We start from the raw sequence: 13,785 nt of genomic DNA, 5'->3' as shown, positions 1-13,785 counted from the left end.
TCCCCCGCCGCGCGTCCGCCGCCGGCCGCCCGCGGGCCCGTCACCCCGGTGGGGGCGGGTCCGCGGGCGGCCGGCGCCGCTCACAGGGTCTTGCCGGTCGCCGGACCCACCAGGAGTTCGTCGCCGAAGCGGTCCACCCGGACCGTGTCGCCGTCCTTGATCTCGCCGGAGAGGATCTCCTTGGCGAGGCGGTCGCCGATGGCGGACTGGACGAGGCGGCGCAGCGGGCGGGCGCCGTAGGCCGGGTCGAGGCCCTCCTCCGCGAGCCAGGCCAGGGCCTCGGGCGTGACGTCCAGCGTCAGGCGCCGCTCGGCGAGCCGCCTGGCCAGGCGGTCGACCTGGAGCTTCGCGATGCGCTCCAGCTCGGGCCTGGTTAGCGCCGAGAAGACCACCAGGTCGTCCAGGCGGTTGAGGAACTCCGGCTTGAAGGAGGCCCGGACCACCTCCAGCACCTGCTCCCTCTTCTCCGCCTCGCTGGTGAGCGGGTCGACCAGGAACTGGCTGCCCAGGTTGGACGTCAGCACCAGGATCGTGTTGCGGAAGTCGACCGTGCGGCCCTGGCCGTCGGTCAGCCGGCCGTCGTCCAGGACCTGGAGCAGGACGTCGAAGACCTCCGGGTGGGCCTTCTCCACCTCGTCCAGCAGGATCACGCTGTACGGCCGCCTGCGCACCGCCTCGGTGAGCTGGCCGCCCTCCTCGTAGCCGACGTAGCCGGGCGGGGCGCCGACCAGGCGGGCCACGCTGTGCTTCTCGCCGTACTCCGACATGTCGATGCGGACCATCGCCCGCTCGTCGTCGAAGAGGAAGTCGGCCAGCGCCTTGGCCAGCTCCGTCTTGCCCACGCCCGTCGGGCCCAGGAAGAGGAACGAGCCGGTGGGCCGGTCGGGGTCGGAGATCCCGGCCCGGGAGCGGCGCACCGCGTCCGAGACCGCCCGCACGGCCTCGCTCTGGCCGATCAGGCGCTTGCCGATCTCCTCCTCCATGCGCAGCAGCTTCTGCGTCTCGCCCTCCAGCAGGCGGCCGGCCGGGATGCCGGTCCAGGAGGCGACGACGTCCGCGATGTCGTCGGGGCCGACCTCCTCCTTCACCATCGTGTTCCCGGTGACCTCCTCCTCGGCCTCGGAGGCGGCCTCCAGCTCCTTCTCCAGGGCCGGGATCTCGCCGTACAGCAGCTTCGAGGCGGTGTCGAAGTCGCCGTCGCGCTGGGCGCGTTCGGCCTGGCCGCGCAGGTCGTCGAGCTTCTCCTTCAGCTCGCCGACCCGGTTCAGGGACTGCTTCTCCTTGTCCCAGCGCGCGTTGAGACCGCGCAGCTCCTCCTCCTTGTCGGCGAGGTCGCGGCGCAGCTTCTCCAGCCGCTCGCGCGAGGCCGCGTCGGTCTCCTTGCCGAGGGCCAGCTCCTCCATCCTCAGCCGGTCGACGGCGCGCTGGAGTTCGTCGATCTCGACGGGGGACGAGTCGATCTCCATGCGCAGCCGGGAGGCCGACTCGTCGACCAGGTCGATGGCCTTGTCGGGCAGGAAGCGGGAGGTGATGTAGCGGTCGGACAGGGTCGCCGCCGCCACCAGCGCGCTGTCCGCGATCTGCACCTTGTGGTGGGCCTCGTACCGGCCCTTGAGGCCGCGCAGGATCGCGATCGTGTCCTCGACGGTCGGCTCGGCCACCAGCACCTGCTGGAAGCGCCGCTCCAGCGCCGGGTCCTTCTCGATCCGCTCCCGGTACTCGTCCAGGGTGGTGGCGCCGACCATGCGCAGCTCACCACGGGCGAGCATCGGCTTGAGCATGTTGCCCGCGTCCATCGCCGAGTCGCCGCCGGCGCCCGCGCCGACGACCGTGTGCAGCTCGTCGATGAAGGTGATGATCTGGCCGTCGGAGGCCTTGATCTCGGCCAGGACGGTCTTCAGGCGCTCCTCGAACTCGCCCCGGTACTTGGCGCCGGCCACCATCGCGCCCAGGTCCAGCGCCACCAGCCGCTTGTCCTTCAGCGACTCCGGCACGTCCCCCTTCACGATCCGCTGGGCGAGCCCCTCCACGACGGCGGTCTTGCCGACGCCGGGCTCGCCGATGAGGACGGGGTTGTTCTTCGTACGGCGGGACAGCACCTGCACGACCCGGCGGATCTCCTGGTCCCGGCCGATGACCGGGTCGAGCCTGCCCTCGCGGGCGGCGGCGGTGAGGTCGGCGCCGAACTTCTCCAGGGCCTTGTACTGGCCCTCGGGGTCGGCGGTGGTCACCCGGCGTCCGCCCCGCGCCTTCCGGAAGGCCTCCTGGAGCTTCCTGGCGTCGGCCCCCTGCCGCTGCAGCACCTCACCGGCCTGACCGCCCTTGGCGGCGATGCCGATGAGCAGGTGCTCGGTGGACAGGTACTCGTCCCCGAGGTCGCGGGCGCGCGTCTGCGCGTCCGCGATCACGGCGAGCAGTTCGCGGTTGGGCTGCGGCGGCGCGACGGTGGACCCGGTCACGCTGGGCAGCCCGGCGAGGATCTTCTCCGCGCCGGTGCGCACGGCCGCCTGGTCGGCGTCGACGCCGGCCAGCAGGTCGATGATGTTCTCGTTGTCCTGCCCCTGGAGCAGAGCGAGGAGCAGGTGCGCGGGGGTCAGGTCCGGGTGCCCCTCGGTCACGGCCCGGTTGCTGGCCGCGTTGATCGCGTCCCGGCTCCGGTTGGTCAGCTCGGCGTCCACGTTCGCGTCTCCTCCTGGCGTCAGCTGTCTGCAGCCGTTCTTGTGCCGTCTCCCAATGCTGACTTAATCAACGTACACAAAGTTGAGTCTATTCCACTCAAGGCCGGTGCGGGAGGGTCCACGCGGCCGAGTTCCGGGGCCACGGCTGCGCACACCCTCCGATCCGGCGGTCCGGGCACCGGCGAGCCGGCCCGGCGGCCGGAATGCCGTCGATCCGGGCGCGCCGCCGCTCAGTTTCCGGCGGGAGCGGCAGGCGCGCACGCCGGACGGGCGGACGGATACGCGTCCACGGCGGGTGATGCGCGGAGTGATGGGGAAGATCGGCTCGACCGGGGAGATCCGCACCGGTGATCGACTATTTTCGGCCAGTCGACAGCGAGCCGATGTCCAGAAAAGTCCCCTCAAACTGCAGCGGCGTCACCGTGTTCAGGTCACGGTGACGCCGCTGCGGGGGGAAGCACCTGAGCGATCTTTTGCGACGGGGGAATCGCGTCAGGCACTGCGGGGGGTGGCTGAAACAGTCCGATGGACAGGGGAGCCGGACTCCACCTGCCGGTGGTCCCTCTGGTCGAGGTTCACAAAGATCATTCCGTACCGGATGGCACACCGCACGGGCTGCGGCGCCCCCCGGGGCCGTCGCAGACACCGGTACGCCCGTACGTCTCCGTCCTCGTCCCGCGTGACGACGACCGGCTCGCCGAACACGGTCACCATCAGCGAGTCACCGCTGTGGGGGATGGCGGTGACCAGGTCGATGAAGTGCCAGCCGGACCGGTAGGCGGTGGCCATCTCGCGGCGGAAGGAGCGGTCGTCGGGTGGAGTGGTCACGTCAGCTCCCGGATCCCGCTGCCCCGGAACTCGGCCAGCTGCTGTTGTCCGCGCCGTAGACCGTGTTCACGCCCACTGACGGCCAGCTGCTGTTCGCTCGGACATCGTCCCTCGCCTCGGAGAAGCCGCTCAGCGCGCCGAGGGCCACAACGGTGGAGAAGGCGGCGACAAGCACCGAGCGAAGCATTCTGTTACGCATGGTCGGCTTCGTCCTCACTTGAAGGTCCCCTTTTCCCCCGTCGGGTACGACGATGGCTCATTCGGGCACGTCATGGCCACACAATCGATGCATCATGTTCCTGCATGTTCAGGAGCCTGGGGGGTGGAGATTTGGCATCAAATCGGAATAAAGCAGTGCATCCCCATGCGATGACCGAGTGGTGCGCGGAGGGGGAGCGCCTGTATGCCGCCGCCCTGCGCGCCGGACGCATCGCCCGAAAGGACGCGGAACCCGCCCCCTGTCTGATGGAGTTCGCCCTGCTCCATCCCGATCCGGACGACCCGAACTGGTTGCGCCCGGTCCTCCCGGCGGTCGCCCTGTCCCGGCAGCTCGGCCCCCTGGAGTACGAGATCACCCAGCGCAGGCGGCTGGCGGTCGAACTTGCAGAGACCTTTCAGCCGTTCCTGGCGCTGGGGACCCAGGTCACCTCCGCCAGCGACTCCATCACCGTGCTGGAGGGCGGGGAGCGGATCAACGCCGCCCTGAACATGGCCACGGCCCAGTGCCAGACGGAGATGCTCACGGTCCAGCCCAGCGACCGCATGTCCGAACGCAGCCTGCTGCGCGGCCTGGAGCGCGACAAGCCGCTGATCGAACGTGGTGTGCGCATCCGCACGCTGTATCAGCACACGGCCCGCTACAACCCCGAACAGCTCGCCTACGCGGCCCGGCTCTCCGACGGCAAGGCGGAGTACCGGACCATCGACGAGCTGGTGGAACGCCTGATCATCTGCGACGAGGCCGTCGCCTTCATCCCCGCCCGCGACGACCAGCAGGTCGCCCTCGAACTGCGTCACCCCGGCCTGATCCGCTACCTGACCAAGCTCTTCGAGTACCTGTGGGACCGCGCGGTCCCGCTGAGCACCGGCAAGCCCTACGAGGCGGCCCTCGACGGCATCACGGAGATCCAGCACTCCATCGCCAAGCTCCTGGTCGAGGGCCATGTCGACGAGGCCATCGCCCGGCGGCTCGGCATGAACGTCCGCACCTGCCGGGCCCACATCGCCAAACTGGCGACGGCCCTCGGCAGCGGCAGCCGCGCCCAGCTCGGCTACCTCATCGCGCAGTCGGGGATCCTGGAACAGGGAGGCTGAGTTCCGGGCACGGCCGCGCCGGGCCGGCTCACCGGACCGTCCGCGGCCCCGGCTCGCGCACGCCCGGCGAGACGGCCGTGCGCGGCGGGCCGTCCAGGCCCACCTGGGCGATGCGGACGCCGAGCTGGGTACGGCTGGCCGCGCCCAGGGTCTCCGACAGCCGGGCGATGTGGGCGCGGCAGGTGCGGACGCTGATCCCCAGCCGCTCCGCGATCACCGCGTCCTGGTGGCCCTCCGCCAGCAGCGCCGCGATGGACTGCTCCCGGTGGGAGATGCCCTCGATGCCGGTGTCCGGCAGCGGCGCGGTCAGCGGGATGGCCAGCCGCCACAGCCGCTCGAAGACCGTGACCAGGTACTCGACCAGCGCCGGGTGCCGCAGTTCCAGCGCCATCGTGCGGTCGGCGTTGGCGGGGATGAACGCCACCTTGCGGTCGAACAGGATCAGCCGGTCGATCACCTCGTCGAGGGTGCGCGCCTCCACCGCGTCGCCCATCAGCTCCAGGTAGTTGAGCAGCCCCTGCCCGTGCCGGGCGACGTGGTTGTACAGGTCCCGCATGCGCACCCCGCGGCCGCGCAGCGTCAGCGCCCGGTGCAGGCCCTCCGCCAGCTCGTGCTCGCGCCGGATGCCGCCGGGCTGGACGGTCAGCACCTCGGTCGTGCAGGCCTCCGTCGCCTCGTCCATCGCGGCCTGGATCCGGGCGAGCCCGTCCAGCACCCGGATCGCCGAGCCCTCCGCCGCCGACGGGACCGGCTGCACCTGGCGGCCGAGTCCGGCGTACCGCTCGAAGGCCGCCACCGCCGAGCCCACCCGCCGCTGGCTCGCGCTGACCTCGTCGTACATCCCGCGCAGCAGCCGGGTCATGACCTCCTGCGGAGGGGTGGGCACCAGCCAGTCCATGTCGTCCGGGTCCGGGTGCAGCAGGGCCAGGTCCAGCAGGCAGGGCGCCGTCTCCGCGTCCCGGCGCGGCACGCGGCCGCGCCGTACGGCCCGGGAATACACGCGATCCCCGGCCTCGCACAGTCGGTCAGCACCATGGGGATGCTCGTCCGTCCCGTGCCCGGCCATCGCCCGTTCCACCCCCGGTTCCAGCCTCGTTCCGCAGCGCAACTATGCGCGGAGCCGACCGGGTCCGCAACACGGCTCCCTCCGCCGTGATCTGCGAAATGGACCGGTACGTACCGGTATCTCCGCGCCTCCGCCCGGCACGTCGCAGCGGAACGACCAGGGTCTCCGGATACCCGGCGAACACGGCGGAAGACATGGTTCCGAAAAGCCGCCGCCCGCGCGGACCGGCCAGGCGCCCCGCACAGGTATCCCATGAGCCGCGAAGGCCTCGCGGACCACAGGTCTTACGGGCTACGGCCGCCCCGTGGGCGGGGCGCACCCGCGACGAGAGGCGGCGGCCCGGCCCGGGGCCGGGGGACGGACGGTGCGCGGACGTCCGGCGGCCGCCAGGGCGTGGCCGCGCATCACCGGAAAGAGTGCGCAGCCCCGGCCGGGGGGTGGGCACCGCGCCCCGGCCGCGCCCGTATCGGACGGCTCCGCCGCCGGTGTTACTTCAGGCCGATCGCCGCGCAGGCGGTCTGGTACTTGGCGGTGCAGATGTCGGACACCTCGTAGATGCCGTCCGCGACGACGGTGTCCTCGATGTTCTCCCGCGTCAGGGCCACGACGGGCACGAGCTGCGCGGGGATGCCCTTGTGGGTGGGGCTGTCGACCTTGTCCCGGGCCAGCGCCTCGAACTGGATGTCCCGGCCCTGCACCTTCGCCACGGCCATCTCCGCGGCGCTCTCGGCCTCCTGCGGGTAGGACTTGTACACGCTCATGTACTGCTCGCCGGCGACGATCCGCTGCACCGCCGCCAGTTCCGCGTCCTGGCCGGTGATCGGCGGCAGGTCGGTGACGCCCGCGGCCCTGAGGGCCTTGACGATGCCGCCCGCCATGCCGTCGTTGGCGGAGTAGACGCCGGCGATGTTGTCCTTGCCGAGCGTGTTGATGGCCTCGGCCATGTTGGCCTCGGCGTTCTCCGGCTTCCAGTCCTTGGTGTCGAAGGACTGCGCGATCGTCACCTTGCCGGTCAGCACCGACAGCGCGCCCGCCTTGAACTGCTTGGCGTTCGGGTCGGTGGGCGAGCCGTTCATCATGACGATCCTGTCGGAGGCGCCGCCCCCGAGGGCCTCGAGCAGGGAGCGGCCCTGCACCTCGCCGACCAGTTCGTTGTCGAAGGAGATGTACGCGTCGATCGGGCCTTCGGCCAGCCGGTCGTAGGCGATGACCGGGATGCCGGCCTCCTTGGCCTTCTCCACCCCGTCGGCGATGGCGTGCGCGTCGACCGCGTCCAGCACGATCACGTCGACCCTGTCCTCGACCAGCTGCTGGAGCTGCTCGGTCTGCTTGCCGGCGTTCGCCTCGGCATTGGCGTACACGACGTGGCCCCGGCCGCCGGTGAGGGACTCGATCTTCTTCTTGAAGATGGGGTAGTCGAACTGTTCGTACCGGGTGTTGTCCCGCTCCGGCAGCAGCAGCCCCACGGTGAGGTCGTTGCCCTTGGTGGGACTGGCATCGTCGCTGCTCCCCGACGCGTTCAACATGCCGCAGCCGGCGAGCGTGACGGACATCGTGGTGACGGCCACGGATATGGCGATACGACGCATTCGAGGGCTCACTTCAGGTGCGTTCCGGACGTGGGCACAACATTGCGGCCCATGTGACTGAAAAGCCAACGCGGCGGCGGCCCCCAGCGTCAAGCGGAACCACTTAACGAGATGACAACACCACGCTCCGCGTTCGCTGTGAAGACAGAGCGGAACCTCCTCCCAACACCCTTTACGGAGTATCCACTCCATGGAGGCGAACGGTGCGCGAAAGGCCGTACAACCAAGGCCTTTCCTCGCGAGTCATGATCATGAGGGCGGTGTCCGGCCCTCCCGATCCCCAGTAGAGGACCGCATGATCCCAGCCAGACGCACGACGACCGCGGCCGCGTCCGCCGTCGTGCTCGCCACCGCGGGCGGCCTGCTCACCGCCGTCACCGCGCCCGCGTCCGCCGCCGTCAGCTGCACCTCCCCCGTGTACAAGCGGCAGTTCTTCGCGAACACCACCTTCTCCGGCACCCCGAAGAAGACCGACTGCGACAGCGCCATCGACCAGAACTGGGGCACCGGCGCCCCCGCCTCCGGCCTGCCCTCCAACAACTTCGGCGTCCGCTGGTCCCTCACCCGCGACTTCGGCTCCGGCGGCCCCTTCACCTTCACCGCCTCCGCCCAGGACGGCATCCGCGTCCACCTCGACGGCACCCGCAGGATCGACCTGTGGAAGAACGTCTCCTCCACCGCGAAGAAGACGGTCAACCTCACCATCCCCCCCGGCAAGCACACCCTGCGCATCGACTTCGTCAACTGGACCGGCACCGCCAACGTCAAATTCACCTACACCCCCCGCACCACCGCCACCACCGACAAGGTCAAACCCCTCGCCCCCACGAACGCCGCCGCCACCTACGACCCCGCCACCGGCAAGACCAAGGTCACCTGGGCCAAGAACAAGGAAATGGACCTCGCCGGCTACCGCGTCTACCGACGCCCGAAGGGCGCGGCGTACGGCAGCACGCCGCTGACGGCCACCACCGCCACGTCCGCCACCGACGCCACCCTGCCGGCGACCGGCCAGGCCTACTACTACGAGGTCCGCGCCCACGACAAGGCCGGCAACGAGTCGGCGGGGACGGCCGACCTGCTCGTCACCACCGCCGACCGGACCGCGCCCGCGGCGCCCACCGGGCTGAGCACCGCCTCCGAGGAGGGCGGCCTGCGCATCGCCTGGAGGGCGGTCCCGGACGCGGCGTCGTACCGCGTGTACCGGGCGACGAGCGCGTCGGGCACGTACACCCGGATCGGAAGCGCGACCGGCCGGACCTCGTACCTCGACGCCTCGGCCGCCGAGGGCACCGCCTACCACTACCGGGTGGCCGCCCTCGACGCGGCCGGCAACGAGTCCGCGCGGTCCGCCGCGGTCAGCGGCGAGCGGCGCGACCTCACCCCGCCGTCCGCCGTCACCGGGCTCGCCGTCACCCCGACCGAGTACGGCTTCCAGCTGCGCTGGGACGCCAACCCGACGCCCGACCTGGCGCGTTACGTGGTCCGCCGGGGCGAGCTCCTCGGCGACGAGGGGGAGCGGATGTGCTCCCTGTACGCGGGTTACCACGTCTCGGCCGACACCACCTCGTACGCCTACACCACCCTGCCCGACGGCGAGGAGGTCTGCTTCGTCGTCGACGCCGTCGACGACGCCGGGAACTCCGCCTTCCAGTGGACCGGCGAGGCGCTGATCGTGACCGCGACCGAGCTGGACACCACGCCGGGCGTGGCGACGCCCGAGGGCTCCCCGCTCACCCTGGAGGCGACCGGGGCCGAGGGCGCCGAGGGCAACCGGCTGACCTGGTACGGCCTCGGCGGGGACGATCCCCGGGCGGCGGGCGGTTACCGCGTCCACCGGTGGAACCCGGCCACCGGGGTCTACGAGAGGATCGCCGCTCCCGGCAGCGGCACGGTGGAGTACGTCGACACCGGCGCGCGGCCCGGCACCACCTCGTACTACTGGGTGACCGCGGTGGCCGCGGACGGCACCGAGTCCCCGCCGGCGGGCGACTGGGCGGTCACCGCGCCGGCGGGGTGACCCAGACGACGCGAAAGGGGCCCGGAGGTTCACCGCCTCCGGGCCCCTTCCCGCGCGTACGGGTCAGTCCGACTGCTGCTGCCGCTTCGGCCGCCACACCACCAGCGCGCTGGTCTGCTGCACCTCCTGGTACGGCACCAGGTCGCGCCGGTAGGAGGCGTGCACCGCCGCCTCGCGCTGGCGCATCGCCGCCGCCGCGCCGTCGAGCGCGTCCTCCAGCTCCGCGACGCGGGCCTGGAGGGCGGCGACCTGGTTCTCCAGTTCGATGATGCGCTTGATGCCGGCCAGGTTGATGCCCTCGTCCTGCGACAACTGCTGCACCTGGCGGAGCAGTTCGATGTCGCGGGCCGAGTAGCGCCGGCCGCGGCCGGCCGTGCGGTCCGGGGAGACCAGGCCGAGGCGGTCGTACTGGCGCAGCGTCTGCGGGTGCAGGCCGGAGAGCTGGGCCGCCACCGAGATGACGTAGACCGGGGTGTCCTCGGTCAGTTCATACGGGTTGCGTCGACGGCCATCCATCTCGTTCAAGCTCCCTTCGCGGCCTGGAACAGCTCCGCCCGCGGGTCCTCACCCGCGGTTGCCTCGCGATACGCCTCGAGCGCTTCACGAGCCTTCCCCGACAGGTCCTTCGGGACACTCACCTCCACGGTGACCAGCAGGTCGCCGCGGGTGCCGTCCTTGCGGACCGCGCCCTTGCCCCGGGCCCGCATCGTACGGCCGTTCGGCGTGCCCGGGGGCAGCTTCAGCGTGACGGGCGGGCCGCCCAGCGTCGGGACCCGGATCTCCCCGCCGAGGGCCGCCTCCGGATACGTGACCGGCACGGTGACGGTGAGGTTGTCGCCCTTGCGGCCGAACACCGGGTGCGCGTCGACGTGCACGACGACGTACAGGTCGCCCGCCGGGCCGCCCCGCTCGCCGGGGGCGCCCTTGCCGCGCAGCCGGATGCGCTGCCCGTCGGAGACGCCGGCCGGGATGCGGACCTGCATCGTCCGGGAGGACTTGGCCCGGCCGCTGCCCTTGCAGACGTCGCAGGGGTGCTCCGCGATCAAGCCGCGGCCCTTGCAGTCCGGGCAGGGGTCGGTGAGGGAGAACCCTCCGCCGGAGCCCCGGGCGACCTGGCCGGTGCCGACGCAGGTCGGGCACACGCGCGGCGTGCCGTTCTGGTCGCCGGTGCCCGAGCAGGCCTTGCACGGCTGCTGGCTGGACATCCGCAGCGGGACCGTCGCGCCCTCGATCGCCTCCGTGAAGCTGAGCGTGACCTCGGACTCGATGTCCTGACCGCGCCGCGGCTGGGTGCGGGTGCCCGCGCCGCCGCGGTTGAACAGGCCCCCGAAGACGTCACCGAGCCCGCCGCCGAAGCCGCCGGCTCCGCCCTGGGCGCCGCCGAAGAGGTCGCCCAGGTCGAAGTTGAAGGAGGCGCCGCCCGCGCCGGGCCCCGGACGGAAGCCGCCGTTGCCGAAGAGGGCGCGCGCCTCGTCGTACTCCTTGCGCTTCTTGGGGTCGCCGAGGACGTCGTTCGCCTCGGAGATCTCCTTGAAGCGTTCCTCGGCCTTGGCGTTGCCCTTGTTGGCGTCCGGGTGGTACTCGCGGGCGAGCTTGCGGTACGCCTTCTTGATCTCGGCCTCGGTGGCGTCCTTGGGGACGCCGAGGACCTTGTAGTAGTCCTTCTCGATGAAGTCCTTGGTGCTCATCCCCGACGCCCCTCCTTCCCTGCGTTCGTTTCGACGTCAGCCCTCCTCCGGGCCACCGTTCTCCTTGTCGTCCGCCGGCTGCTCCGGGTTCTTGGCGTCCCCGGTGTCCTTGGACTCCTCCGCCGGCTTCACCGTCTGCGCCCCCGGCTGGGGTTCGGCCACGGCCACCCGCGCGGGGCGGATGGTCCGCTCGCCGATCCGGTACCCGGGCTGCAGAATCGCCACGCACGTCGTCTCGGTGACGTCCGGCGCGTAGGAGTGCATCAGGGCCTCGTGGACCGTCGGGTCGAAGGGCTCGCCCTCCTTGCCGAACTGCTGCAGGCCCATCTTGGCCACGGTGGTCTCCAGCGACTCCGCGACGGACTTGAATCCGCCGACGAGCTCGCCGTGTTCCCGCGCGCGGCCGATGTCGTCGAGCACGGGCAGGAGTTCGGTCAGGAGGTTCGCCACGGCGATCTCCTTGACCGCGGCCCGGTCGCGCTCGACCCGGCGACGGTAGTTCTGGTACTCGGCCTGGAGCCGCTGGAGGTCCGCCGTGCGCTCGTTGAGCGCGGTGCGCACCTGGTCCAGCTGGGCCACCAGACCGGCGTTCTGGCTCGTGTCCCCGGCCGGGGCCGCCTGCTCCTCCGGGGAGGAGGAGGCGGCCTGCGGCTGCTCGGCGTCGTCGGAGTTGGCGCCGGAGGGGACGTCGGGCTTCTCCTCGAAGCCCGGGTTCTCCTCCGTCACGCGGCACCGTCCTTCCGCTCGTCGTCGACGATCTCGGCGTCGACCACGTCGTCGTCGGCCTTGGCGTCACCGGCGCCGGCGGAGGCGCCGCCGGCCGCCTGGGCGCCCTGGGCGTCGGCGTACATGGCCTGGCCGAGCTTCTGCGAGACGGCCGCGACCTTCTCCGTGGCGGTGCGGATCTCGGCCGTGTCCTCGCCCTTGAGCTTCTCCTTCAGCTCGCTGACCGCGGCCTCGACCTCGGTCTTGACCTCGCCCGGGACCTTGTCCTCGTTGTCCTTGAGGAACTTCTCGGTCTGGTAGACGAGCTGCTCGCCCTGGTTGCGGGTCTCGGCGGCCTCGCGGCGCTTGTGGTCCTCCTCCGCGTAGCGCTCGGCCTCCTCGCGCATGCGGTCGACCTCTTCCTTCGGGAGCGAGGAGCCGCCGGTGACGGTCATCTTCTGCTCCTTGCCGGTGCCGAGGTCCTTCGCCGTGACGTGCATGATGCCGTTGGCGTCGATGTCGAAGGAGACCTCGATCTGCGGGACGCCGCGCGGCGCCGGGGGCAGACCGGTCAGCTCGAACATGCCGAGCTTCTTGTTGTACGCCGCGATCTCGCGCTCGCCCTGGTAGACCTGGATCTGCACCGACGGCTGGTTGTCCTCGGCCGTGGTGAAGATCTCGGAGCGCTTGGTCGGGATCGTGGTGTTGCGCTCGATGAGCTTGGTCATGATGCCGCCCTTGGTCTCGATGCCGAGGGACAGCGGGGTGACGTCGAGCAGCAGGACGTCCTTGACCTCGCCCTTGAGGACGCCGGCCTGGAGCGAGGCGCCGACGGCGACGACCTCGTCCGGGTTGACGCCCTTGTTGGCCTCCTTGCCGCCGGTCAGCTCCTTGACGAGCTCGGCGACGGCGGGCATGCGGGTCGAGCCGCCGACGAGGACGACGTGGTCGATGTCGTTGATGGAGACGCCGGCGTCCTTGATGACGTTGTGGAACGGCACCTTGCAGCGCTCCAGCAGGTCGGACGTGAGCTGCTGGAACTGGGCGCGGGTGAGCTTCTCGTCCAGGTGCAGCGGGCCCTCGGCGGAGGCCGTGATGTAGGGCAGGTTGATCGAGGTCTCGGTGGAGGAGGACAGCTCGATCTTGGCCTTCTCGGCGGCCTCGCGCAGCCGCTGGAGGGCCATCTTGTCCTTGGACAGGTCCACGCCGTGGCCGGACTGGAACTGCTTGACCAGGTAGTCGACGATGCGCTGGTCCCAGTCGTCGCCACCGAGGTGGTTGTCGCCGTTGGTGGCCTTCACCTCGACGACGCCGTCGCCGATCTCCAGCAGCGAGACGTCGAACGTACCGCCACCGAGGTCGAAGACCAGGATGGTCTGGTCCTCCTTCTCCAGGCCGTAGGCCAGGGCGGCGGCGGTGGGCTCGTTGACGATGCGCAGCACGTTCAGGCCGGCGATCTCGCCGGCCTCCTTGGTGGCCTGGCGCTCGGCGTCGTTGAAGTAGGCGGGGACGGTGATGACCGCGTCGGTGACCTTCTCGCCCAGGTAGGCCTCGGCGTCCCGCTTCAGCTTCTGCAGGATGAACGCGGAGATCTGCTGCGGGTTGAAGTCCTTCCCGTCCAGCGCGATCTTCCAGTCGGTACCCATGTGGCGCTTGACGGACCGGATCGTCCGGTCCACGTTGGTGACCGCCTGGCGCTTGGCCACCTCGCCCACGAGCACTTCGCCGTTCTTGGCAAAGGCGACGACGGACGGCGTGGTCCTGGCGCCCTCGGCGTTGGTGATGACGGTGGGCTCGCCGCCCTCCAGAACGCTGACGACGGAGTTAGTCGTGCCCAGGTCGATGCCGACCGCACGTGCCATGGTTGATTCCTCCAGCTGACTTGAGTGGAACAGGC

Annotated in this window: 10 protein-coding genes; 2 read left to right on the top strand and 8 right to left on the bottom strand. The window is 70.9% G+C overall.

What is annotated here, in order from left to right; all coding sequences use genetic code 11:
- Positions 1-80: 80 nt before the first annotated feature.
- Both clpB and ACIBAI_RS13700 read right to left on the bottom strand, forming a co-directional pair.
- Positions 81-2,678, bottom strand: coding sequence for an ATP-dependent chaperone ClpB (gene clpB, locus ACIBAI_RS13705; protein ID WP_399033847.1), 2,598 nt, complete (start codon positions 2,676-2,678; stop codon positions 81-83).
- Positions 2,679-3,170: 492 nt separating this feature from the next.
- Positions 3,171-3,506 carry a hypothetical protein gene (locus ACIBAI_RS13700; RefSeq protein WP_399033845.1) on the bottom strand — a complete coding sequence of 112 codons (336 nt, stop codon included), beginning with the start codon at positions 3,504-3,506 and terminating at the stop codon, positions 3,171-3,173.
- Between the two features lie 369 nt (positions 3,507-3,875).
- Here ACIBAI_RS13700 and ACIBAI_RS13695 point away from each other — a divergent pair, with 369 nt between their 5' ends.
- Entirely contained in the window at positions 3,876-4,820 is a 945-nt protein-coding gene (locus ACIBAI_RS13695) for a helix-turn-helix transcriptional regulator (protein WP_399033843.1), read from the top strand.
- 28 nt (positions 4,821-4,848) lie between these two features.
- Here ACIBAI_RS13695 and ACIBAI_RS13690 read toward each other — a convergent pair whose 3' ends face one another.
- Positions 4,849-5,886 carry a LuxR C-terminal-related transcriptional regulator gene (locus ACIBAI_RS13690; protein ID WP_399033841.1) on the bottom strand — a complete coding sequence of 346 codons (1,038 nt, stop codon included), beginning with the start codon at positions 5,884-5,886 and terminating at the stop codon, positions 4,849-4,851.
- Positions 5,887-6,374: 488 nt separating this feature from the next.
- Entirely contained in the window at positions 6,375-7,475 is a 1,101-nt protein-coding gene (locus ACIBAI_RS13685) for a sugar ABC transporter substrate-binding protein (protein ID WP_399033839.1), read from the bottom strand.
- Positions 7,476-7,770: 295 nt separating this feature from the next.
- Here ACIBAI_RS13685 and ACIBAI_RS13680 point away from each other — a divergent pair, with 295 nt between their 5' ends.
- Positions 7,771-9,495 (top strand): PA14 domain-containing protein, encoded by a 1,725-nt coding sequence (locus tag ACIBAI_RS13680; protein ID WP_399033837.1) that lies wholly within the window; start codon positions 7,771-7,773, stop codon positions 9,493-9,495.
- Between the two features lie 63 nt (positions 9,496-9,558).
- Here the strand turns inward: ACIBAI_RS13680 and ACIBAI_RS13675 are convergent, their stop codons facing one another.
- From ACIBAI_RS13675 to dnaK, 4 genes are read right to left on the bottom strand one after another with little or no spacing between them, the layout of a single operon-like run.
- Complete coding sequence (locus ACIBAI_RS13675) at positions 9,559-10,011, bottom strand: heat shock protein transcriptional repressor HspR (protein WP_344605518.1); 453 nt, start codon at positions 10,009-10,011, stop codon at positions 9,559-9,561.
- 5 nt (positions 10,012-10,016) lie between these two features.
- Entirely contained in the window at positions 10,017-11,183 is a 1,167-nt protein-coding gene (gene dnaJ / locus ACIBAI_RS13670; protein WP_344605520.1) for a molecular chaperone DnaJ, read from the bottom strand.
- A 36-nt stretch (positions 11,184-11,219) separates the two neighbouring features.
- Positions 11,220-11,909 carry a nucleotide exchange factor GrpE gene (gene grpE / locus ACIBAI_RS13665; RefSeq protein ID WP_399033835.1) on the bottom strand — a complete coding sequence of 230 codons (690 nt, stop codon included), beginning with the start codon at positions 11,907-11,909 and terminating at the stop codon, positions 11,220-11,222.
- On the bottom strand, positions 11,906-13,750 hold the full coding sequence (gene dnaK / locus ACIBAI_RS13660; protein ID WP_399033833.1) for a molecular chaperone DnaK: 1,845 nt from the start codon (positions 13,748-13,750) through the stop codon (positions 11,906-11,908). Before dnaK ends, grpE begins: the two co-directional genes overlap by 4 nt.
- Between the last annotated feature and the right edge of the window lie 35 nt (positions 13,751-13,785).

The sequence above is a fragment of the Streptomyces sp. NPDC051041 genome, from assembly GCF_044456065.1.
GTDB classification, from domain to species: Bacteria; Actinomycetota; Actinomycetes; order Streptomycetales; family Streptomycetaceae; genus Streptomyces; species Streptomyces glaucus.
Note: the sequence above shows the minus strand (reverse complement) of the source record. Positions and strands in the feature narration are given on the sequence as shown.

Coding starts and splice junctions, on each gene's coding strand:
- ACIBAI_RS13695 (WP_399033843.1), top strand. CDS start 3,876: ATGACCGAGTGGTGCGCGGAGGGGGAGCGCCTGTATGCCGCCGCCCTG.
- ACIBAI_RS13690 (WP_399033841.1), bottom strand. CDS start 5,886: ATGGCCGGGCACGGGACGGACGAGCATCCCCATGGTGCTGACCGACTG.
- ACIBAI_RS13685 (WP_399033839.1), bottom strand. CDS start 7,475: ATGCGTCGTATCGCCATATCCGTGGCCGTCACCACGATGTCCGTCACG.
- ACIBAI_RS13680 (WP_399033837.1), top strand. CDS start 7,771: ATGATCCCAGCCAGACGCACGACGACCGCGGCCGCGTCCGCCGTCGTG.
- ACIBAI_RS13675 (WP_344605518.1), bottom strand. CDS start 10,011: ATGGATGGCCGTCGACGCAACCCGTATGAACTGACCGAGGACACCCCG.
- dnaJ (WP_344605520.1), bottom strand. CDS start 11,183: ATGAGCACCAAGGACTTCATCGAGAAGGACTACTACAAGGTCCTCGGC.
- dnaK (WP_399033833.1), bottom strand. CDS start 13,750: ATGGCACGTGCGGTCGGCATCGACCTGGGCACGACTAACTCCGTCGTC.